The organism is Salipiger aestuarii, from assembly GCF_003259905.1.
Classification (GTDB): Bacteria; Pseudomonadota; Alphaproteobacteria; order Rhodobacterales; family Rhodobacteraceae; genus Salipiger; species Salipiger aestuarii.
The window spans coordinates 17,880-39,882 of sequence record NZ_QLMG01000040.1; the positions used below are offsets into that span (position 1 = coordinate 17,880).

The following is a 22,003-nucleotide window of genomic DNA, read 5'->3' on the forward strand; positions in this document are numbered from 1 at the left end:
GGAGACGCCTCATGCGCCATACCATCCTTGCCCTTTCCCTGCTTGCCGCGACCCAGCCGGCGCAGGCCGAAGAGGTGAACCTGTATTCCTATCGGCAGCCCGAACTGCTGGCGCCACTGACCGATGCCTTCACGAAGAAGACCGGCATCGAGGTGAACGTCGCCTATCTGAGCGACGGCATGGTGGAACGGCTTCAGGCCGAAGGTGACAGGTCGCCCGCCGATCTGGTGTTCACCGTCGATGTGGCGCGCCTTGCAGCCATCGTCGATGCAGGCGTGACGCAGCCCGTCACCAGCGATTTGCTTCAGAGCAACGTGCCGGCCCAATATCACGACCCCGAGGGCAACTGGTGGGGGCTGACCACCCGCGCGCGCATCGTCTACGCCAGCAAGGACCGCGTCGATCCGTCCGAGGTCACCACCTACGAAGACCTTGCCGATCCGAAATGGCGCGGCCGTCTGTGCACGCGCTCGGGCACGCATCCCTATAACGTCGCGCTCGCGGCCGCCCATCTGTATCATCACGGTGCCGACGAGACGAGGACCTGGCTTGAGGGGCTGAAGGCCAATCTTGCCCGCAAACCGCAGGGCAACGACCGCGCGCAGGTCAAGGCGATCTGGTCGGGCGAATGCGACATCGCGCTTGGCAACACCTATTACATGGGCCAGATGCTGGCCGATGACGAACAAAAGGAATGGGCCGATGCGGTCAACGTGCTGTTCCCGGTCTTCGAAGGCGGCGGCACGCATGAAAACATCTCTGGCGTGGCGATGACCAAAGCGGCGCCAAACCGCGACAACGCGCTGAAAATGATGGAATTTCTCACCACGCCCGAGGCGCAGGAAATCTATGCCCATGCCAATTACGAATACCCCATCGCGCCCGGCTCGCAGGCGGATGAGCTGGTGCGGGGCTGGGGCAGCTTCGATGCCGACCCGGTGAACCTGATGGAACTGGCCGATCACCGCGCCGAGGCGCTGCGGCTGATCGAGGACGTCGATTTCGACGGTTGATCCCGACGCGGGCGGCGCCGCGCCATTGCGCCCGGCGCCGCCCGCTGACATTCTGCCCGCTGCAGATCTTCAGGAGGCGGCGCGCATGGGCATGATCGAGACGGTGACAGCGGCCTTTCTGGACGCCCGACGGCGCAAGACGCGCATCGACGCCGCCACGGTGCCGACCCCCGACTACGACGCGGCGCTTGAAATCCAGTCGCGCGTGCAACGCCGGCTGGGGCCTGTCAGCGGGTTCAAGGTTGGCGCCCGTCCCGAGGGCGCGCCTTCGATGGCTCCGATCCTGTCCGCGCAAACCTGGCAATCGGGCGCGCGCGTGCCGGTGCGCGATACCATGGGAATCGAGCTTGAAATCGGGTTCGAAGTGATCGCCGCCCCCAACACCGTCCCCGACGCCGCCGCCGACCCGCTGCGCTGCTTTCGCCCGCGCATCGTTCTGGAACTGGTCGACAGCCGTCTGAGCGGGGCCGAAGACGACGCCTTGCTGAAACTCGCCGACATGCAGATGAACGAAGGGGTGATCCTTGGGCCGGTCCTCGACGATTGGGACGGCAGCGATTTCGGCACGCTTGACGCCACGCTGACCTGCGGCGACACGGTGGTGGTCGACGGCCCCGTGTCGGTGCCCGGCGGGTCCGCGCTAGGCAGCTTGTCGCTGCTGTGCACCCATGTAGGGGCGCATTGTGGCGGCTTGCAGGTCGGTCAGGTTGTCATCACCGGGTCGATTTCGGGGCTGTCGTATTTTCCGGGCGGCACCGAAGTGGCGGGCCGGATCGACGGTTTCGGGCCGATCAGCTGTCATCTGGGCTAGGGGCGACCGCGCGCGCCTCGGCCAGCCGGTCCTGGGTGTGCGAGACAAGGTATTCCGATACCATCCGCGCAGCGCGTGACAGCGGCCGCCGCCCGTCGATCACCACCGAGATCGTCGGCGCCTCCAGCCCCTTGTCCTTCAGCGGCACGAACAGCAGCTCGCCCCGCCCGATTTCCGGCAGCGCGTCAAGTTCCGACGAGATCATCGCCACGTCCCCCTGCCGCAGCGCGCCCTTGAGCAATTGCAGCGAATTGGACGCAAGCACCGGCGCGTTTTCGGCGAAGAACCACCCGTAGCGATTATCGAGATATTGGCGTGTGGGCAAAATCGCGCTTTGCGAGACCAGCGCATGGCCGTTCACCCGCGCGAGCGAGGTTTCCCGCGCCTCGGCCAGCGCATGGCCCGGCGCGACGATGCAGCCAAAGCGCAGCTTGCCCGCCCAGATGACATGCTGGTGGCGCAGACGCGGCAGGTTGAACGCCATGGCGACCTCGACCGTGCCGTCGTCCAGTTCGCGCGCGGCGTCGGCGGGGGCCATGATGTCCACGGTCAGGCGGATGTTGGGATGGGCGGCGCGGAGCCAGCGGTGCAGATCCACAAGCACACCATTGGCCAGACTGTCCATCGCCGCCAGCCGCACGCTGCCGCCTTCCTGACCGCGCATTTCCTGCAACTCGGTTTCCAGGCGTTCGGAATCGGAACGCCAGCGGCGGGCCAGCACGACAACCGCCTCGCCTGCGGCGGTCGGGCGCATCCCCCGGTGCAGGCGTTCGAACAGGGGCGCGCGGTTCACCTCTTCGAGCGCCTTGATATGGCGGTCGATGGCAGAGGCAGCGATTCCCAGCGCGCGCGATGCCGCCTGAACCGACCCGTGTTCGGCGACCGCCTCGACATACAGCAACGGGCGCGGAACGAGATGAAAATTCATGCGGTATGCGCCTTGATTGCATTCTCGATTCGAGAACGCAGGATTACCCATTTTGTCATGGCTGGCAATTCTTCGCGTCGCTACGCTTGGTGACATGACGCATGATCCAAGGCACGCCCCATGACAGACGCCCCCCTCAGCCTGGCTATCGGGATCGCCCGCCCATGACGCTGGATCTGGTGATACGCGGCGCGCGCGTGGTATCGGGCAGCAGCGTTGCGACCTGCGACATCGGCGTGCTTGGCGGGCGCATCGCGACGCTTGGCACCGGGTTGACGGGCGATCAGGTGATCGACGCGGCGGGGCTGATCGCGATGCCCGGCGGGATCGACAGCCATGTGCATATCGCCCAGCCGTCGGGCCCGGGGATCGAAATGGCGGACGATTTCGCCTCGGCCACCCGCGCGGCGGCATGCGGCGGCAACACCACCGTCATGCCCTTTTGCCTGCCCGAAGGCGGCCAGACCCTGCGCGAGGCGGTCGCCGCCTATCGCGCCAAAGCCAACGGACAGTGCCTGACCGACGTGTCCTTTCACCTGATCGTCACCGCGACCGATCCGGTGACGCTGGGCCAGGATCTGCCGGCGCTGATCGCGCAGGGATTGACCAGCTTCAAGGTCTTCATGACCTATCAGGGCATGCGGTTGAGCGATGCCGAAATCCTTCAGGTGATGGATGTGGCCCGCGCCCACGGCGCGCTGACCATGGTGCACGCGGAAAACGAGGACGCCATAGAATTTCTGCGCGACAAGGCAGAACGGGCGGGCGACATCGCCCCGGTGCATCACGCCCGCACCCGCCCCATCCCGGTCGAACGCGAGGCCACGCACCGCGCCACCGCCCTGGCTGAGATCGCGGATGTGCCGGTGATGATCGTGCATGTGTCCAACGGTGCCGCGCTGGATGAAATCCGCCGCGCGCGGGGGCGCGGCGTGCGCGTCTTTGCCGAAACCTGCCCGCAATACATCACGCTGACGGCGGACGATCTGGATCGTGCCGGGTTCGAAGGGGCCAAGTGGGTCTGTTCACCGCCGCCGCGCGACACCGACGAACAGGGGGCGATCTGGGCGGGGCTGGATCAGGGCGCGTTCGATGTGTTCTCGTCCGATCACTGCCCGTTCCGCTTTGCAGATTCCGCCGGCAAGGATGCGCCCGGCGCGCGCGCCGCGTTCCGCAATATCCCCAACGGCATTCCGGGGGTCGAAACGCGGCTGCCAATCCTGTTTTCCGAAGGTGTCAGCAAGGGGCGCATGTCGCTCACCACCTTTGCCGCGCTGACCGCCACCAACCACGCCCGCATCTACGGTCTGGAACACAAGGGGGCCATCGCGATCGGCAAGGATGCGGACATCGTCCTGTGGGACCCGCGGGCCCGGCGCGCCATCACCCAGGCCGCCCTGCACCACGGCGCGGATTACACGCCCTGGGAAGGGTTCGAGGTCACCGGCTGGCCCGTGCGCACCATCCTGCGCGGGCGCACCGTCATGCTGGACGGCGCGCCCGTCGGCCCCCCCGAGGGCCGGCACATCGCCCGCGCCTGCGCCGCGGTGACGGCATGACCCATCGCCCGCTTGATCCGTGCCGCATCGGCATGCTGACGCCGTCGTCCAACACGGTTCTGGAACCCTATACCTCGGCCATGCTGGCGCCATTCGGCGACGCGGCAAGCGCGCATTTCGGGCGCTTCCGGGTGGTCGAGATTTCCATGTCCGAGGCGTCACAGTCGCAATTCTCGCTGGACCCGATCCTTGACGCGGCCGAGCGGCTGGCCGAGGCGCACCCCCATGTCATCGCCTGGAACGGCACGTCGGCAAGCTGGCTGGGGATGGACAAGGACCGCGCGCTATGCGCCGCGATCACCGAACGCACCGGCGTCGCCGCGACGTCGACCATGCTGGCCTATGACGGGCTGATGCGCGGTCTTGGCGTGCGCCGGCTGGGGCTGGTGACACCCTATGTCGGTGACATCGAACGCCGCATGATCGCGAATTATGCCGCGCAGGGCATCGACGTCGTCGGCGCCGTCCGCCTGGACGAGACCGATAACTACAGCTTTGCCAGCTACCCGCCCGACCGGGTCGCCGAAATGGCCGCCCGCGTGGCGAAGGCCCGCCCCGATGCCATCGCCATCGTCTGCACGAACTTTCGCGGCGCGCCCATCGCCGCACGCATCGAGGACGCAACCGGCATCCCGGTGATCGATTCCGTCGCCGTCACGGCCGCCCACACCCTGCGCAAGGTGGGGCTGGATCCGGCCCGTGTCACGGGCTGGGGCAGCGTGTTCCAGCGCGTGGCCACCATCGCCCCCGTCAACCAGACCTGACCCCCAGAGACCTCAACAAGGAGACATCCATGATCCGCCAGATTGCAACCGGCGCCGCGGCACTGGCCGTCCTGTCGATGCCCGCCGCCGCCCAGACCCTGCGCGTGATGGGCCAGCCCGTCGCAACCGGGCTGATCCAGAAGAACGTCGAACAGCCGTTCTTTGAAAACTTCGCCGTGCAAACCGGGCTTGACGGATTTGCCGCAGACTATCAGCCTGTCGATGTGACCGGCATCAAGGACACCGAGCAGCTGCGCATCCTCAAGGGCGGGCTGTTCGACATCGTCTCGCTGCGGCTGAGCCAGGTGTCGCGCGACGAACCCACAATCCTGGGGCTGGATCTCGTCGGGCTGAACCCCGACTATGCCACCGGGCGCGAGACGGTCGCGGCCTTTGCCCCGGTCGTGGATGCGCAACTTCAGGCCAGGTTCAACACCAAGCTGCTGGGCGTCTGGCCGTTCGGTCCGCAGGTGCTGTTCTGCGAACCCGAAATTACCTCATTGGCCGATCTCAAGGGGCTGAAGGTCCGGGTCTATGACCAGAACCTTGCGGAATTTGTCAGCCTTGTGGGCGGCACGCCCGTGCCGATCGGCTTTCCCGAGGTGCAGCAATCGCTGGCGCGCGGCGTGGTCGATTGCGCCATCACGGGGCCGTCTTCGGCCAATTCCGCCGGCTGGCCCGAGGTCAGCTCCTACACCATGCCCATTGCGTTCCAGCTGGCGATGAACGGCTATGGCATCAACCTTGACACCTGGAACGGCCTGACGCCCGATCAGCAGGACAGGATGCAGGCCGGTTTTGACGCGCTGACCGACCGCATCTGGAATTATTCCGAAGAGCTGTTCGACGATGCGGTGAACTGCAACACCGGCGCTGAGCCTTGCGAGACGGGCACCCTCTACGATCTGACCCTCGTTGCCCCGACCGAGGCCGACAAGGCGCTCGTCGGCACCGCCGTTGCGAACGTGTCCTTTCCGGCATGGAAAGAGGTGTGCGATGCCACCAACCCCGGCTGTTCGGATGCCTGGATGGGCACCGTGGGCACGGCGCGCGGCATGTAACCCGCCTGCCGCACGCGGCAAGGCAGGCGTCCGAATGCCGTATACGGCACATGGGGCAGCGCGGGCCGGACGCTGCCCCGCACCCGACGATATTGCGGGCCGCCCCCCGCCACAGCTTGAGGAGAGCCCCTTGGACCGTCTTGCCACCTGGGTCAGCCGTCTGTTCGGATGGGCGTTGCTGTTTCTGTCCGCCTTCGTCGCGCTTGAGACGCTGCTGCGAAAGCTGTTCAACACCTCGCTTCAGGGCGCGGACGAATTGGGGGGCTACATGCTGGCGCTTGGTGCGTCGCTGTCGTTCATCGTGGCGATGATCGACCGGGCGCACATTCGCATCGATGTGCTGCACACGCGGTTTCCCGTACGGGTTCAGGCGTTGGTGGACTGGCTGTCGGTGATCGTGCTTGGCGCGTTGGGGGCGTTTTTCCTGTATGTGGGCTGGTTCGTGATTTCCGACACGATGGCCTACGGCTCGACCGCCGCCACGCCCTGGCGCACGCCGCTGATCTGGCCGCAAGCGGCGTGGTACGCGGGGCTGGCGGGTTTTGCGCTGTGCTCGTTCGCCATGGTCGCGCGCGCCAGCCGGCTGTTTCTGAGCGGGCAGCACCGCGCGCTGGCCGCCGAATTCAATCCAAAATCCGCCGAAGACGAGTTGAGCGAAGAGCTCGACCAGCTGAGGGACCGCTAGCATGGGCATTTTCGACGTTTTCGTCGGCTTCGCGGTGATGATGGGCCTTTTGCTGGCCGGTCTGCCGGTGGCGGGCGTGATGGTTCTGATGGGTGTCGCGGGCGGCATGATCCTGTACGGTCCGGTGCTGCTGACAAGCATGGGGCCGGTGCTGTGGGGGACGTCGAACGAGCCGGTTCTGACGGCCATTCCGCTGTTCATCCTGCTGGGCGAGCTGCTGTTGCGCTCGGGGCTGGCCGACCGCCTGTACGGCGCGTTGGCGTTGTGGCTGGGGCGTCTTCCGGGGGGATTGCTGCACACCAATATCGGGTGCTGTTCGCTGTTCGCGGCCACCTCGGGGTCGTCAGTCGCCACGGCTGCCACGGTCGGTACCGTCGCCCTTCCCGCGCTGACCGAACGCGCCTACGAACCCGCGCGCGCGCTGGGCTCGCTCGCCGCTGGCGGTACGCTGGGCATCCTGATCCCACCGTCGGTGAACCTGCTGGTCTACGGTTCGCTGGCAAGCGTATCGGTCGGCCAGTTGTTCATCGCGGGCATCGTGCCGGGCATCGCGCTGACGTTGCTGTTCATGCTGTTCATCGCGGTGCAGGACATCCTGTCGCCGGGGGGCGCGTTCGAAGACGCCACCGTACCGCTGGGTGTGCGGCTGCGTGCGCTGCGTCATCTGGTGCCCGCGGCAAGCGTATTCGCGGTGGTCATGGGGTCGATCTATCTGGGCATCGCGACGCCCACCGAAAGTGCGGCACTGGCGGTGATCGTGGCGCTTGGGTTCGTCTGGTACGAGGGCAAGCTGACATTCGCCTTTCTGGATCTGTGTTTTCGCAAGACCGCGCGCACGACGGGCATGATCCTGCTGATCGTCATGGCGGCCTTTACGCTGAACGTGACGCTGGCGCTGGGCGGAATCACCGGGGTGATGTCGGCCTGGGTGGCCGGGCTGGGGCTGACTCCGGTCGAGCTGCTGTTTGCGCTGATGCTGTTCTATGTAGTGCTGGGGATGTTCTTGGACGTGCTGTCGATGCAGGTGCTGACCATTCCGATCGTGGTGCCGATCGTGGTGGCGGCGGGGGTCGATCCGGTCTGGTTCGGCATCTTCGTGGTGCTGATGTGCGAACTGGGCATGATCACGCCGCCGGTGGGCATGAACCTTTATGTGGTACAGGGGGTGCGTGGCGACAAGGGTCCGTTCACGGACGTCATCACCGGGGCGGTCCCCTATGCGGTGCTGATGCTGCTGTTCACCTCGGCCTTGATTCTGTGGCCGCCAATCGCCACATGGCTGCCGGAGGCGATCGGACGATGAGCCGGATCGACCTGGGCCCCCCCCCGGCCGACGCCGTCGCGCTGCTGAAGCGGTTTCGCAGCGGCTCGGCCGACCCGGTCGCGGTGATGCAGGCGCATCTGGACCGGATCGACCGGCTGGATGCGGTGCTGAACGCCTGTTCTTCCCGCGCGGGCGATGCGCTGGATCAGGCGCGCGCCGCGCGGGACCGATGGCGGCACGGGGCGCCCGCGGGGCCGCTTGACGGGGTTCCGGTGATCGTCAAGGACAACCTCGTGTCCGCCGGCCTGCCCGCCGCGTGGGGCAATGCGGCGCTGTACCGCCGCATCCCCGCGGCAGACGAACGCCCGGTCGCCGCCCTGCGCGCGGCGGGCGCCATCGTTCTGGCCAAGGGCAACACGCCCGAGTTCGCGGTCGAGGGCTATACCGACAACCTGACCTTTGGCACGACGCGCAACCCCTTCGACACCGACCTGACGCCGGGGGGGTCGTCGGGCGGCGTTGTGGCGGCGGTGGCGGCGGGCATGGCGGTCGCGGGGCTGGGCACTGATGGTGGCGGGTCGATCCGCCGCCCTGCGGGCTATACCGGGCTGTGGGGGCTGAAACCGGGGCTTGGAGCAGTGGCGCGCGGCGCGGGGCTGCCTCAGGTGCTGCTGGATTTCGAAACCGTGGGGCCGATCACCCGGTCGGCCCGCGACCTTGCGCTGATCTTTGCGGTCCTGGCGAAACGATCCGTGCGGGACAATCCGCGGCCGCTGCGCATCCTTGCGGTGGAACGGCTTGATGGCGCGCCCTGCGATGCGGCCATCCGCGCGGTTTTTGGCCAAACTGCGGTGGGGCTTGAGCGACTGGGCCACAGGGTCGAGCATGGCGCGCTGCCGCTGGATCTTGGGCCGTTGAACGAGGTCTGGGGCCGGATTGTGGAAATCGGGCTGGCGCATCTGGCCGCTCAGGACCCCCAGGTCATGGCCGAGGCCGCCCCAAAATACCGTGACATGGCGCAACGTGGCGCGGCGCAGGATGCGGTCGCGCTCTACGACGCGCTGAGCCGCGTCTTTGCCCTGCGCGAGGCGGTGCGCGGGTTGTGGGGATACGACGCCATTCTGTTGCCGACCGCCGCCGCCCCGCCCTGGCCCGCGCACCAGGCCTTTCCCCGCGTCATCGACGGCCATCCGGTCGGCCCGCGCGGCCATGCGATCTATACCGGCTGGGTGAACGCCGCCGGTCTGCCCGGCCTGGCTTTTCCGGCGGGCACCGACGGTGCGGGGCTGCCGGTTGGCATGCAGCTGATCGCCGACCGGGGGGGCGAGGACCTGCTGCTGGCGCTTGCCCAGACGCTGGATCGCCGGGCGCGCAACTGACGTCCCCCCGACGCGCCGCGATGCCATGCAAAGGGCCAGGCGGCCCCAGCGCATGCGCTTTGCGATGCCGGTCACGGTGGCGCTGCTCGCCGCGACCAGCATCACATCCGGCGGGACGATGGCGCCGGCGCACCCTTCTGGGGGGCCATCGCCGCCGAAGTGGTCTTTCCTTTGGCGCGATTGTCCATGCCGGTCGTGGTCCTGATCGGAACCAGGGCGCGACCGTCCGGCCAAATGCCCCGCATCGCGGCGAGTTCGTGAAAATCAGACATATTCACCGCCCCCGCACCCCAGCGGATGCCCGTCACACCAAGGGTGAATTGACGCCCTTGCGGCCGGATACCGGCACGCCTTGCCGATGACTCCCGCCAAAAGGACAGCACCGGCGATTATTCCTGAGCCTACTATCCGGACAGCGGCACGGGAACCAGTTCCACCAGCCATGTCGTCATCACCGAAGAGCTGGGCAACCTGTCGGACACGGACTGACAGTCCGGACGCTGGGCCTATACCGTCGCGCTGCATGAGATCGGCCATGCGATGGGGCTGGCGCATTCGTTCGCCGGCACGGTGCTGGACCCGGCGCTGGATAACCACAACCACACGGTCATGTCCTATGACTGGACCTGGGATGACGCCATCTGGCCGCAATATGCCCGCGACACCCTGGCGCATCTGGACATGGACGCGGTGCAGAGCGGACACACCGGAGACGCTTGGCTGGACGGTCCGATGGGAGGACACCAACAGCAGGGTGACCATATCCACCACCGGCGGCGCGGACACCGCGATCGCCAGCAAGGCCGATACCGCAATCCGGGCGGGGGCGGGAATGACACGCTTTACGGACAGGCCGGCGACGACACGCTGGAGGGTGGCAGCGGCGCCGACAGCATGACCGGCGGCGCTGGCGACGATGTGTATTTCGTCGATGATCTGTCCGACGCGATTGTCGAAACGGCGCTGGATGGCAACGACACGGTCAGATCCGCGATCTCTCCGCCGCTGCAATCGGTCGCGCCCAACGTCGAAAACCTGGTGCTGATTGGCAAGCAGGACATCAGCGGCATCGTCACAGACGCCGCCAACCGTCATCGGGAACGAAGGCGACAACCTGCTGCGGGGCAACGCCGAACAGCATTTGCTGTTTGCGTTTGCGGGCGCGGACACTGCCTATGGTGGACCGGGCGGCGACACGATTTACGGCGGCTTCGGGGCCGACCGGCTTGACGGGGCACCGGGAGCAGTGGCAACGATACGATCAACGGGGTCAGTTCCGAAAAGGCGCTTTACGGCAAGGCGGGCGCGGATTTCCTGTTCGCGCATGGCGGTGACGATACGGTGACGGGCGGCGCGGGCAATGACACGCTGTTCGGAGGATACGGCGCCGACCGCCTGACGGGCGGCGCGGACGCCGACACCTTCGTATCCGAAGCCGGGTCCGGGCGGGATATGATCGACGATTTCGAAGCCGGGCGGGACAGGCTGGTGTTTTCGTCGCTGCTGACGGATGGCCGGACTGACGAGGCCGCCGTGCTGGCGGACTGCGCGACAACGTTCGGCGGCGCCGTCCTGTTCGATTTCGGCGAGGGCAACGCCCTGTGGCTGACCGGCGTATCGAGCACATACGGGCTGGGGTCTGACATGCTGATCGTTTGAATAAAGCCGGACGCCCCGTTGCGCCCGGCTTTATCCGGTCAAAGGTAGTCGGCGCGCTGAAGGCCGTATTTGGCCATCTTTTCGTTCAGCGTCCGCCGCGGCAGGCACAGCTCGTCCATCACCGCCGAGATCGACCCCTTGTGGCGCCGCATGGTGTTGTCGATCAGCATCCGTTCGAACGCCTCGACGTATTCCTTCAACGGCTTGCCTTCGATCGTCATCACCGGCTGCATGTCTTCGTGATCGTTCATCAACAGCGACGCGATGGTGCCCTGCCCGCGCCGCGATTGCAGCACCGCGCGTTCGGCCAGATTGATCAGTTGGCGCACGTTGCCCGGCCAGGGGGCCTGCAACAGCTGCGCCGCCTCCTGCGCCGAAACCTGGGGCGCATCGCAGCCGTATTCATCCGAATACCCTTCGGCAAAGCGGGTGAAGAGCGTCAGAATATCCTCGCCCCGCGCCCGCAGTGGCGGCACCGTGATTTTCAGCGCGGCCAGACGGAAATACAGATCCGGGCGCAGCGCGGTTTCGCAGGTGCGCCCCTCGTCCTGAAGGTTGCAGATCGCCACGATGCGCGTTTCGGGCGGGTTGCCCTGATCGTTGATCGTCGAGAGCAGACGGGCCTGAGCGCTGTCGGACAACAATTCGATGTCCTCAAGCACCAGCGTGCCGCCGCGCGCCTCTTCCATCGCCGGAAGACGGCTGTCTTCGGGTTGCATCGGTCCGAACAGACGCCGCAGCAGCGCGTCCTCATCCATCGCCGCGCAGGAAATCAGCACGAATTTCTTGCCCGCGCGGCTGCCAACGGCGTGCAGAGCGTGGGCGATCAGCGTCTTTCCGGTTCCTGTCTCGCCCTCGATCAGCACATGCCCGTCGGCCTGACCCAGGTCGAGCACGTCTTCGCGCAGCCGTTCCATCGCGCCGCTCTGGCCGATCAGCTTGTTCATGATCTGGCTGCCATCGGACAGTTCGCGCCGCAGCGCGCGGTTGTCCAGCGTCAGGCGGCGCGCGCTGGTGGCCTTTTTCGCCAGATCGGACATCCGGTCGGGATTGAATGGCTTTTCAAGGAAATCGAACGCGCCGATGCGCATCGCCTCGACCGCCATCGGCACGTCGCCATGCCCGGTGATCATGATGACCGGAAGCGCGCTGTCGTTGCCCATCAGCTTGCGCAGAAACTGGATGCCATCCATGCCGGGCATCCGGATGTCGGAAATCACGATGCCGGGGTATTCCGTGCCCAGCGTGCCAAGCGCCTCTTCGGCGCTGGAAAACGTCTCGGTGTCATAGCCCGACAGCGCCAGCCACTGGCTGATGGATTGACGCATGTCCTTTTCGTCGTCCACGATGGCGATTTTCATGGCCTTGGTCATCTGGATCTTTCACCTTTTCGCTCTGCCTGAACGGGGGCGCGGCTATTGTGCCGCCTGGACCCCGTCGTTCAGGATGGGAAGTTGCATTTCGAAAACCGCTCCGTCCTCGGATCCGTTCCGCGCCGTGAGCCGCCCGCCAAGATCCGACACGATCCCCGAACTGATCGCCAGGCCCAGCCCGGTGCCGTCGCCGGGCTGCTTGGTGGTGTAGAACGGTTCGAACAGACTGTCGAAATCCTCGATGCCGTGGCCGTTGTCGCGCACCGACAGCACCGCCGTCTCACCCCCCGCCAGGATGATTTCGATCTGGGGCTGTGCGCGGGATTTGGTTGCGTCGATGGCATTGCGCAAGAGGTTCACCAGAACCTGTTCGATGCGCATCCGGTCGCCCATGACACGGATCGGCTTTTCCGGCAGGATCTTCGAGATCCGCACCCGGCGCGCCTTGAGCTGGGGTTCCATCATCGACAACGACGCGGCAAGGGCTTCGGCCATATCGACCGGCGTAAGCTTGTCCTGCCCCTTGCGGGCATAGGATTTCAGCTGACGGGTGATCGCGCCCATGCGTTCGATCAGATCGTCGATGCGATGAAAGGCGGTCATCGCCTCTTCGGGACGGTTGCGCCGCAACAGCAAACGCGCACCGGCCAGATAGGTCTTCATCGCAGCCAGCGGCTGGTTCAGCTCGTGACTGACGGCCGCCGACATTTCGCCCAGGGCAGCGAGTTTCGAGCTTTGTTCAAGCGTCTGTTCCGCCGAAGCCAGGCTTTTCTGCACCTTTTCACGTTCTGCGATCTCGCGCTGAAGGCGCGCGTTCAGCCGGCGCAATTCCAGCGACTCCCGCTGGAACAGAGCCATGCGAATGGCGGTGCGGCGGCTGAGCGCATAGAACGCCAGCGCCGCCAGAAGGGCAAAGCCCATGATTTCCAGCGCAAGAACCGCGTTCACCCGTTCGCGCACCGACGCATAGGTGGTAAAGGTCGCCATGGTCCAGCCGCGAAACGGCATGCGCCCGTCGACCCGCATGACCGCCTCGCCGCGCAGATAGGCATCGGGGGGCAGCGCGGTCCAGTCGGCGGTGGCCTTGATGGCACGTTCGATGGCGCTTTCGGGGGACTGGCGTTCCAACGCCTCGTCCATCGTGCGCCCGCGCCAGCGCGGTTCGGTCGCAAGCACAATGGTGCCAGAGCTGTCAAGCACGGCGACCGCGTCGCTGATCCCGGCCCAGGCGCGTTCGAACTTGGCCAGATCGACCTCGACAACGATCACGCCGATCACCGAATTCTGGCTTTCCACCCGCCGGCTGTAGGTGAAACTGTAGCCCCCGGATTCGCGCGGCTGCGTGGTGAAAACAGTGGTATTGGACCGAAGGGCGTCGACGAAATGCGGCAGGTTGCGATGCTGTTCGCCCAGCCGGTTGCGGTCGGTGGCGGCGACCGTGCGCCCGTCCCGATCAAGCAGCATCAGGGACGCGGCGCCGATCTCGTCGATATAGGAAATCAGCCGCTGCGTGGACTGGCTGAAATCGCCGGAATTGAGCGCGCCGATCAGCGCCGGGTCGCGGGCAAGCAATTGCGGCACGATGGCATTGCGGCGCAGTTCCGACAGAAGGTTGCCGGAATACAGCGCCAGCCGCAGCTCCGACCGGTTGCGGGTGGATTCGGTGAACCTGTCGGTCAGGGTCAGATTGGTGACCCAGATCGTGGCAACGGCAAGGGCGACCAGCACGAACAATGCAAGCCTGATGCGCCAGCCAATCGGTCCCTGACGTCTCGTTCGCAAGATCTGATCCCGGGTCCTGTCGGCCATGCCGCGCAGATTACGCCGCGCGGGCGGTGGCCTCAAGTCACGCGCTTGCCAGTTCGGTGGCGAGATGGGCGAAAAGGCGCGCACCGTCCTCGTTGCCCTGAGACGGATCGCAGGCCCGTTCCGGGTGCGGCATCATGCCAAGCACTCGGCGGTTGTCCGAAAGGATACCCGCGATGTCGCGATGGGACCCGTTCGGATTGTCGGTATAGCGAAAGGCCACGCGGTTTTCGGCTTCAAGCAGATCCAGCGTGGCGGTGTCGGCGGTGTAATTGCCATCGTGATGGGCGATGGGGATACGGATCGTCTCGCCCGCGTCATAGCTGCGCGTGAACACCGACTGGCTTTCGGTGACGGTCAGCCCGACCGACCGGCAGATGTATTTAAGCCCGGCGTTGCGCAGCAAGGCCCCTGGCAGGATGCGCGTTTCCGTCAGCACCTGAAAGCCGTTGCAGACACCAAGGACATAACCGCCGCGATCCGCGTGGACCTTGACCTCGCGGCATATGGGCGAATTGGCGGCAATCGCCCCGCACCGCAGGTAGTCGCCAAAGGAAAAACCACCGGGAATGCCAACGATGTCGATGCCTTCGGGCAGAGCCGTGTCCTTGTGCCAGACGCGCTGGACCTCAAGGCCCGCCTTGCGAAAGCCTTCGGCAAGGTCGCGATCGCAGTTGGATCCGGGGAAGACGATGACGGCGGCTTTCATGGGCGTTCTCCGGTGGCCGAGGGGTTTCTCGGGGCTGTTTTGGACGCAGCCGACGGACCGCGCCTGAGGCTGGGCAATCTGAACGGCCCCAGGCGACTCATCGCGGTTGGACCGTCGGGAACTGTCCGCCCCTTACCGACTTTCCGGCTGGATTTCAATCCACCTCGGATCGGACGGGCTCAGGGCGGCCGGAGCCGGGTTCAGAAATCCTCCCATACGCCATCTTCTGTGCCGATTGCGGCTTTTTTCGGCGCAGGTGGCGCGGGAGTCGGCCGCACGGTATCCCAGCCGGAGGACGTCTGTTCGGTTGCCGGTGCCCGCCGAGGAGCTTGAACAGCGGGCGCCAACGGTCTGCGGACCGAAAGTGCCCCTCCGGTGAAAACTGCGACCGTGTCGGAAAGACGGTGCGCCTCGGCGTTCAGGCCCTGCCCCGAGGCGTTCAGTTCTTCGACCACCGCGGCGTTGTGCTGGGTCATGCCCTCAAGCCGCTGTACTCCCTCGTTGATTTCGCCCAGGCCTTTGGTCTGCGTCTGGACCGACGACGAGATATCGGAGATCAGCGTTCCCAATTCGTTGACCTGCGCGATCAGTTCGCCAAGCGTGGAGCCGGTCTTTTGCACGAGGGTCGCGCCTTCGCGCACCTCGTCGTTGGAGGCGCGGATCAGATGCTTGATTTCCTGTGCCGCTTCCGCCGCGGTTTGCGCAAGACTGCGCACTTCGGAGGCCACAACGGCGAACCCCCGCCCGGCTTCGCCGGCGCGCGCCGCCTCGACACCGGCGTTCAGCGCAAGCAGGTTGGTCTGAAAGGAAATATCGTCGATGGCCGTGACGATCTGGTTGATCTGACCTGCGGCCTGTTCGATGCGGGTAATCGCCGCAATCGCCTGACGCAGCACCTGTTCGGACTGGTGCGACAGTTCCCGGCTGCGCCCGGCCAGCGTATCCGCCGACGCGGCATCGCCAGCGATTTTTGTGCTTGTGCCGGCCAGGGCGTCAAGCTGCGCCGCCGATCTTTCGAGGGTCGCGGCCTGATCTTCGACACGGCGCGCCAGATCGTCCGAGGTCGATCCGATCTCTTCTGCGGCGCCGCGCACCGCATCCGTGACGGTGGAAACCTCGCGCATGGCTTCGGCGAGGCTGCGCACCCCGGTGTCGAAATCGTCGCGCAAGGCTTCGTATTCGGGCGGAAAGACGAATCCGTCGGGAACCTCGATCCGGGCGCCCAGATCGCGGTGCGCCAGGCGTTCGAGCCCGGCACGCAGCGCCGCCACAGCGCGATCTTGTGCCGCGCGACGTACTTTGACCTGCGCTTCGAGATCGCGCGAGGCGGCGAGTTTCTGGCGGAATTCTTCGATGACACGGGCAGTCACGCCAATCTCATCCTTGCGGTTCAGACTCGGCACATCCAGATCAAGGTCACCGTTCGCCATCTGCTCAAGACGCCCGCACAGTGTCCAGAGCGGCCCGAGGCTGCGCGACAGAACCAACAGCATCAAGGCAATGCCGAGCGCGGCCGCGAACAGCGTAAATGCCACACCAACCGTGACTGACGAAATGAGTTCGGCGTTCACCTTGGATTTATCGACCCCGACATAGAAAATGCCGACCACCTCGCCCGCGGCATTGGTGATCGGCTCGTAGATGGTGAAATAGGGCTTGCCGAGAATCACCGCCTCTCCGCGAAAGGTCTCTTTGCGCAGCATGGCGGCATGGACCGGATTTGCCGTGCCAAGCCATGTGCCCACGGCGCGGTTGCCGTCGGGCTTGATGATATTGGTGGTCATGCGGATGAAGTCGCCCTCTTCGGGGACCCAGCCGAACAATGTCGCGGTTTCACCGGAAATGGCGCCAACCCGATCGATCAGCCCGTGCCCGCTGATTTCCGGCAACGACGGCCACTGCACCTGATCAATGCGGCCCGCGTCATCCTGCGTCGCGGTGATCCCGGGAAACTGGCTGGAAAACTGATCGACAAGGATCCGCAGCGACGTATCCTGCCGCTCTTGCGCGGATTGCACGAGGGAATTGCGCGTTTCCCACACGAAAAAGCCGACAAGAGCGGTCGAGGTGATTACTAGCAGCGCAGAAAGGCTCAGCACCAGGCGAGCCTTCAACGATATTTTTGACAAGACCATGAAGACACTCCGAAATGCGGTTTCGAAATGTTTGTAGCGCCTGCCTTATGAAAAACTTCCTAAGATGCCGCTGGGTCAGGACATTTGGATGGAATAGCTTTCGATCACCGTGTTCGCGAGAAGTTTTTCGCACATTTCGGTCACATCCGCCTCGGTCGCACCGTCGGCCAGGTCAAGTTCGATCACCTTGCCCTGGCGCACACCGCCCACCGTGCCGAACCCCAGGCCAAGCAGCGCATGGCGCACCGCCTCGCCCTGCGGATCGAGAACGCCATCCTTCAGCATCACATGAACCCGAGCCTTCATGGCACTTTCTCCGTTTCCTGCAAGGCGCCCCTGCCCCTTGTCGTTTCGCATATGGTCGCCGCCACGCCCGCAGCGGACGCCGTGCCGTCAGTTGATAAGTTTGGGCTTGCCCAGATGCGTCGCCTGCTTGGGCATGACGCCCAGGCGCTGCGCCACTTCGGTATAAGCGTCGGTCAGCGAGCCAAGATCACGGCGGAACACGTCCTTGTCCAGCTTCTGCCCGGTCTCGATGTCCCACAGGCGCATGGAATCGGGCGAGATTTCATCCGCGATGATAAGACGCTGGAAATCGCCATCGTAAACACGGCCGATCTCGATCTTGAAATCGACCAGCTTGATGCCGACACCGTACATCAGACCGGACAGGAAATCGTTGACCCGCAGCGACAGGCTGAGGATGTCATCCATGTCCTGCTGGCTGGCCCAGCCAAAGGCGGCGATGTGTTCCTCGGTCACCAGCGGGTCGCCCAGCTTGTCGTCCTTGTAGCAATATTCCACGATGGGACGCGGCAGCGGCGTGCCCTCTTCGATCCCCAGGCGGGTCGCCAGGCTGCCCGCGGCAAAGTTGCGCACGATGATTTCCAGCGGCACGATTTCGCAAGCGCGCACAAGCTGTTCGCGCATGTTGAGCCGTTTCAGGAAATGCGTCGGCACGCCGATGTTGTTCAGCCCGGTCATGAAGAATTCCGACAGGCGGTTGTTCAGCACGCCCTTGCCCTCGATCACGTCCTTTTTCTGGGCGTTGAACGCGGTCGCATCGTCCTTGAAGTACTGCACGATGGTCCCCGGCTCGGGTCCTTCATAAAGGATCTTTGCCTTGCCTTCGTAGATCTTCTTGCGGCGTGCCATGGGACTCCTTTCAGGCGGACCGGCAGGGATCACACCCCGCGTCCTGCGTGGCCTATAAATCATGCCTCGTCGGGTCGCAAGCGCGCGGTTTCTGTTGCAGGACCGACCAGGCCCGGAATATCATCGGAGCAGGTATTCAGCGCATGGGGGAGTGAGTGCAATGTCCACCTTTGACGATCGCGAAACGGCTTTCGAAAACAAGTTCATCCATGATGAGGAACTGGCATTCCGGGCCGAGGCCCGCTGCAACAGGTTGCTGGGTCTGTGGGCGGCGCAACTGCTCGGAAAGTCGGGCGACAGCGCCGATGCCTACGCGCGCGAGGTCGTGAAGGCCGATTTCCAGGAGGCCGGGCACGAGGACGTGGTGCGCAAACTGGCCAGCGACCTGACCGGCAAGGCCGACCCCGACGCGATCCGCGCCCGCCGTGCCGAACTGCTGGTCGAAGCCCGCGGCCAGGTTTTGCTGGAAGGCTGACACCGGCTTTTGCGGTGCACGGCCGGTTCTGCCGAGGTGATCGGGTCGCGGGCCCGGCACGATCTTTCCGGTGGGCACAAAGCCCGACCTTTCCGGTGGGCACAAAGCCCGACCTTTCCGGTGGGCACAAAGCCCGACCTTTCCGGTGGGCACAAAGCCCGACCGGAAAGGCCGGCAAGCCGAAGCCGGAGAGAGCCGACCCCCGAATGGCGAGCAACGCCGCCACACCTCCGGTAAGCAACGTGAGCCCGGCGCGCCGCCGAAGAGCCGCGCCGTCGCCCCATGATGTCCCTCCGGGACGGCGCGACAATCGGGCCGGAAACCGTCCGGTTTGTGGCGAAACGATCAAATTTGTCGCAAAATACCGAGACCCGCCCACAACACGCGCCCCGGCCCTAGCGCGCGATGACGATGTCGGCGCGCAGCCCCCCAAGCGCGGCGCTTTCGCCCAGCCGCAGCACCCCGCCATGCGCCCGCGCGATGTCCGCCGCGATTGCCAGCCCAAGGCCGACACCCGACCCCTTGTCCTGATTGCGTGCCGGATCAAGCCGAACAAAGGGGCGCAGCGCGTCGCCCCTTTGTTCGGGTGCTATTCCGGGGCCGTCATCCTCGACCCGGAACCGCAGGCTGCGGTCAGTGAGCGCCACCGACACCTCGCAGTGCGTTCCGTACCGCACCGCGTTTCCGACAAGATTTTCGATTGCCCGGCGCATGGCACCGGGCTTGAGCATCACCTCTCCGTGACCCTCGATCTCGCGCAGCGTCACCCGCTTTCCCGCCCGCTGTGCATCTTCGACAAGCCCCGCCACAAAGGCCGCGGGATCGACCAGCTCGGCCACACCCGCCTGGCTGTCGCCGCGCGCGAAATCCAGAAACGTGTCGATCAGCTCCTGCATTTCTTCGACGTCCCGCTCCAGCGGCGCGCGGTCGTCATCGTCCAGCATCGACACCCCCAGCCGCAGCCGGGTCAGCGGCGTGCGCAGGTCGTGACTGACCCCCGACAGCATCAGCGTGCGCTGTTCGATATGGCGTTCGATCCGGTTGCGCATGTCCAGAAAAGCGCCCCCCGCCGCCCGCACCTCGACCGCGCCCGCCGGAGAATAAGGCACGCTGCGCCCCCTCCCGAATGCCTCTGCCGCCGCCGCCAGCCGCTTGATCGGACGCAGCTGGTTGCGCAGATACAAAAACGCGATCACGGTCATCAGCACGCCAAACACCATCATGTTCACAAACAGCTGATGCGCGTTGGTGGGTGACGCCCTGCGCCGCGGAAAAGCCATCTCGACCTGCCGGTCGCCATCGCGCAGATACAGCGTCACATCATTGTCGTCGGGCAAGAGCGTGCGCTCGATGCCCGGCACCGCGTCGCGCAGCGTGCGCACCACGACCAGCCCCGAAAAATCGTACCAGCGCCGCTGATCGGCCTCCGGCACCTCGCCCGCCGTAACCTCGCGCAGCTTCAGGTCCAGCGGAACCGCCAACGCGGGGTCGTTCAGCACAAGCCGGATCTCTCGCGCAAGATCGCGACTCATCTGCCTTGAGACCCCTTCGAAATGGCGCTGGATAAAGACCACCGACACCACCAGCTGCAACGTCACCACCGGCAACAGCAGGATCAGCGCAGCCCGACCGTAAAGACCGCGCGGCAAATAGGATTTGAGCCAGAGGAACATCCATGTACCCTTTGCAACGAATGGCTGACAGAAAGACAAACCGATGCAAGACCCGCAACCCGAATTTGCCCCCGTGCCCGGTGACCCCGTAGACCTCGCCCCCGGTTTGCGCCGCATTCTGGCGCCGAACCCGTCCGCGATGACATTCCGCGGCACCAACACCTATCTTGTCGGGGATACGGACATAGCGGTGATCGACCCCGGTCCCGACCATGACGGCCATCTCGACGCGATCCTGTCGGCAATCGGCGGCGCAGCGGTGCGCGCGATCCTTGTGACTCACGCGCATCTTGACCATTCCCCCCTGTCGCGGCGCCTGTCGCAGGCGACCAACGCGCCGGTTTGCGCGTTTGGCGACGCCGTTGCGGGACGCTCGGAAAGGATGGCGCGGCTTGTTGATGCGGGGCTTTCAGGCGGCGGCGAAGGCACCGATCACGGCTTTGTCCCCGATGTGATACTCGCCGACGGCGAGACCGTGTCCGGCGCCGACTGGACACTGCAAGCCCTGCATACGCCAGGGCATTTCGGAAATCATCTGAGCTTTGCCTGGCAGGACGCGCTGTTTTCCGGCGATCTGGTGATGGGCTGGGCGAGTTCTCTGGTTTCCCCTCCGGACGGCGACATGTCCGATTATATGGCGGCGCTCGACCGGCTGTCACAAAGCCGCTGGTCGGTCTTTTATCCCGGCCACGGCGCCCCGATCACCGAAACGGCCGATCGCCTGTCGGACCTGGTGGCGCATCGCCGGTCCCGCGAAACCCAGATCCTCGACGCCCTGCACCTGTCCGATGGCACCGCCCCGGAGCTTGTCGGGCGAATCTACTCCGGCGTCCCGGCATCGCTTGTCCCCGCCGCCGCCCGGAATGTTCTTGCCCATCTGCTGGATCTTCAGGCCCGCAACCATGTGACGTCTTCGGGCGACACCGATGAAAACCCCCGATTTTCTCTGAGTTTCACCAAACTTTGAGAAAGCTGAAAGAATGTGGGAAAAGCCTCTGGACGGGGACAATATCGGTTGCTAAAAGCCCCCTCGTGTTCCGGCGTAGCTCAGCGGTAGAGCAGTTGACTGTTAATCAATTGGTCGTAGGTTCGATCCCTACCGCCGGAGCCAATTAACTACTTGATAGTTAAGAAAAATGGGCGAACCCTCGGGTTCGCCTTTTTTCGTTTTTGCAACGATTTTGCAACGCGCGACGCTTTCGGTCGTTCGCGTCGCGTTGTAGGAGACTGAGCTACCCCCCGAAATTCGGACAGTGACGTAAGCTACGATTTGCAGTCTGCTGATCTTCGACGAGAATGAGATCAGAGATGTCGAAACGCAAACAACATGCGCCTGAATTTAAGGCGAAGGTCGCGCTGGAAGCCCTGAAGGGCGAGGAAACCGCGGCCGAGCTGGCGAGCCGGTTCGGGGTGCATCCGACGATGATCCATCAATGGAAACGTGCGCTCCTTGAGGGCGCCTCCGGCATGTTTGAACGCGGCGGCCGCAAGAAGCCCGAGATCGATGAGGAGCAGGTGAAGGAACTCCACGCCAAGATCGGGGAGCTGGCCGTG

At 65.0% G+C, this 22,003-nt stretch carries 22 protein-coding genes and 1 tRNA gene; 15 read left to right on the forward strand and 8 right to left on the reverse strand.

Annotated features, from left to right (window positions below; genetic code table 11):
- The first annotated feature begins 11 nt into the window (after window positions 1–11).
- Together ATI53_RS17225 and ATI53_RS17230 are read left to right on the forward strand one after the other, a co-directional pair.
- Window positions 12–1,013 (forward strand): Fe(3+) ABC transporter substrate-binding protein, encoded by a 1,002-nt coding sequence (locus ATI53_RS17225; protein WP_111550965.1) that lies wholly within the window; start codon window positions 12–14, stop codon window positions 1,011–1,013.
- Between the two features lie 85 nt (window positions 1,014–1,098).
- Entirely contained in the window at window positions 1,099–1,824 is a 726-nt protein-coding gene (locus ATI53_RS17230) for a hydratase (protein WP_111550966.1), read from the forward strand.
- On the opposite strand, the gene ATI53_RS17235 is transcribed toward ATI53_RS17230, so the two are convergent.
- Window positions 1,805–2,752 (reverse strand): LysR family transcriptional regulator, encoded by a 948-nt coding sequence (locus tag ATI53_RS17235; RefSeq protein WP_111550967.1) that lies wholly within the window; start codon window positions 2,750–2,752, stop codon window positions 1,805–1,807. The genes ATI53_RS17230 and ATI53_RS17235 overlap by 20 nt on opposite strands.
- Window positions 2,753–2,916: 164 nt before the next feature.
- On the opposite strand from ATI53_RS17235, the gene hydA reads away from it, so the two are divergent.
- The 9 genes from hydA to ATI53_RS17285 all read left to right on the forward strand — a co-directional run bounded on the left by hydA (window position 2,917) and on the right by ATI53_RS17285 (window position 11,123).
- Window positions 2,917–4,311 (forward strand): dihydropyrimidinase, encoded by a 1,395-nt coding sequence (hydA, locus tag ATI53_RS17240; RefSeq protein ID WP_111550968.1) that lies wholly within the window; start codon window positions 2,917–2,919, stop codon window positions 4,309–4,311.
- Window positions 4,308–5,075, forward strand: a complete 768-nt coding sequence (locus tag ATI53_RS17245; protein ID WP_111550969.1) for a maleate cis-trans isomerase family protein — start codon at window positions 4,308–4,310, stop codon at window positions 5,073–5,075. The genes hydA and ATI53_RS17245 overlap by 4 nt, the downstream gene beginning before the upstream one ends.
- Window positions 5,076–5,104: 29 nt before the next feature.
- Window positions 5,105–6,136 carry a TRAP transporter substrate-binding protein gene (locus ATI53_RS17250; protein WP_009502541.1) on the forward strand — a complete coding sequence of 344 codons (1,032 nt, stop codon included), beginning with the start codon at window positions 5,105–5,107 and terminating at the stop codon, window positions 6,134–6,136.
- A gap of 130 nt (window positions 6,137–6,266) precedes the next feature.
- Window positions 6,267–6,821: a TRAP transporter small permease subunit gene (locus ATI53_RS17255; RefSeq protein ID WP_009502540.1), complete on the forward strand. Its 555-nt coding sequence runs from the start codon at window positions 6,267–6,269 to the stop codon at window positions 6,819–6,821.
- A gap of 1 nt (window position 6,822) precedes the next feature.
- Window positions 6,823–8,124: a TRAP transporter large permease gene (locus ATI53_RS17260; RefSeq protein WP_111550970.1), complete on the forward strand. Its 1,302-nt coding sequence runs from the start codon at window positions 6,823–6,825 to the stop codon at window positions 8,122–8,124.
- On the forward strand, window positions 8,121–9,464 hold the full coding sequence (locus ATI53_RS17265) for an amidase (protein WP_009502538.1): 1,344 nt from the start codon (window positions 8,121–8,123) through the stop codon (window positions 9,462–9,464). The genes ATI53_RS17260 and ATI53_RS17265 overlap by 4 nt, the downstream gene beginning before the upstream one ends.
- Window positions 9,465–10,004: 540 nt before the next feature.
- A complete protein-coding gene (locus ATI53_RS24240; protein ID WP_276613127.1) occupies window positions 10,005–10,694 on the forward strand; it encodes a hypothetical protein in 690 nt (229 codons plus the stop codon).
- Window positions 10,606–10,809 (forward strand): hypothetical protein, encoded by a 204-nt coding sequence (locus ATI53_RS24475; protein ID WP_170134606.1) that lies wholly within the window; start codon window positions 10,606–10,608, stop codon window positions 10,807–10,809. The genes ATI53_RS24240 and ATI53_RS24475 overlap by 89 nt, the downstream gene beginning before the upstream one ends.
- Window positions 10,725–11,123: a calcium-binding protein gene (locus ATI53_RS17285; protein WP_083840547.1), complete on the forward strand. Its 399-nt coding sequence runs from the start codon at window positions 10,725–10,727 to the stop codon at window positions 11,121–11,123. Before ATI53_RS24475 ends, ATI53_RS17285 begins: the two co-directional genes overlap by 85 nt.
- Before the next feature lie 38 nt (window positions 11,124–11,161).
- Here ATI53_RS17285 and ATI53_RS17290 read toward each other — a convergent pair whose 3' ends face one another.
- The 6 genes from ATI53_RS17290 to purC all read right to left on the reverse strand — a co-directional run bounded on the left by ATI53_RS17290 (window position 11,162) and on the right by purC (window position 18,301).
- The gene (locus ATI53_RS17290; RefSeq protein ID WP_009502535.1) at window positions 11,162–12,496 is read right to left on the reverse strand and encodes a sigma-54-dependent transcriptional regulator; all 1,335 of its coding nucleotides are present in this window, start codon (window positions 12,494–12,496) and stop codon (window positions 11,162–11,164) included.
- A gap of 42 nt (window positions 12,497–12,538) precedes the next feature.
- Complete coding sequence (locus ATI53_RS17295) at window positions 12,539–14,305, reverse strand: sensor histidine kinase (RefSeq protein WP_051989435.1); 1,767 nt, start codon at window positions 14,303–14,305, stop codon at window positions 12,539–12,541.
- 37 nt (window positions 14,306–14,342) lie between these two features.
- Window positions 14,343–15,011, reverse strand: a complete 669-nt coding sequence (purQ, locus tag ATI53_RS17300; RefSeq protein ID WP_009502533.1) for a phosphoribosylformylglycinamidine synthase subunit PurQ — start codon at window positions 15,009–15,011, stop codon at window positions 14,343–14,345.
- Window positions 15,012–15,211: 200 nt separating this feature from the next.
- Complete coding sequence (locus tag ATI53_RS17305) at window positions 15,212–17,110, reverse strand: methyl-accepting chemotaxis protein (protein ID WP_009502532.1); 1,899 nt, start codon at window positions 17,108–17,110, stop codon at window positions 15,212–15,214.
- A gap of 111 nt (window positions 17,111–17,221) precedes the next feature.
- Window positions 17,222–17,452: a phosphoribosylformylglycinamidine synthase subunit PurS gene (gene purS, locus ATI53_RS17310; RefSeq protein WP_009502531.1), complete on the reverse strand. Its 231-nt coding sequence runs from the start codon at window positions 17,450–17,452 to the stop codon at window positions 17,222–17,224.
- A gap of 87 nt (window positions 17,453–17,539) precedes the next feature.
- Window positions 17,540–18,301 (reverse strand): phosphoribosylaminoimidazolesuccinocarboxamide synthase, encoded by a 762-nt coding sequence (gene purC / locus ATI53_RS17315; RefSeq protein ID WP_009502530.1) that lies wholly within the window; start codon window positions 18,299–18,301, stop codon window positions 17,540–17,542.
- Window positions 18,302–18,461: 160 nt separating this feature from the next.
- On the opposite strand from purC, the gene ATI53_RS17320 reads away from it, so the two are divergent.
- Window positions 18,462–18,776: a DUF1476 domain-containing protein gene (locus ATI53_RS17320; RefSeq protein ID WP_009502529.1), complete on the forward strand. Its 315-nt coding sequence runs from the start codon at window positions 18,462–18,464 to the stop codon at window positions 18,774–18,776.
- 395 nt (window positions 18,777–19,171) lie between these two features.
- On the opposite strand, the gene ATI53_RS17325 is transcribed toward ATI53_RS17320, so the two are convergent.
- Complete coding sequence (locus ATI53_RS17325) at window positions 19,172–20,449, reverse strand: ATP-binding protein (RefSeq protein ID WP_111550973.1); 1,278 nt, start codon at window positions 20,447–20,449, stop codon at window positions 19,172–19,174.
- Window positions 20,450–20,492: 43 nt separating this feature from the next.
- Between ATI53_RS17325 and ATI53_RS17330 the strand changes: the two genes are divergently transcribed.
- The 3 genes from ATI53_RS17330 to ATI53_RS17340 all read left to right on the forward strand — a co-directional run.
- Window positions 20,493–21,416, forward strand: a complete 924-nt coding sequence (locus ATI53_RS17330; protein WP_009502526.1) for an MBL fold metallo-hydrolase — start codon at window positions 20,493–20,495, stop codon at window positions 21,414–21,416.
- Between the two features lie 69 nt (window positions 21,417–21,485).
- A tRNA-Asn gene (locus tag ATI53_RS17335) sits at window positions 21,486–21,560 on the forward strand.
- A gap of 197 nt (window positions 21,561–21,757) precedes the next feature.
- Window positions 21,758–22,003: transposase (locus ATI53_RS17340; protein ID WP_170134607.1), on the forward strand; the 246-nt coding region annotated here is incomplete at its 3' end.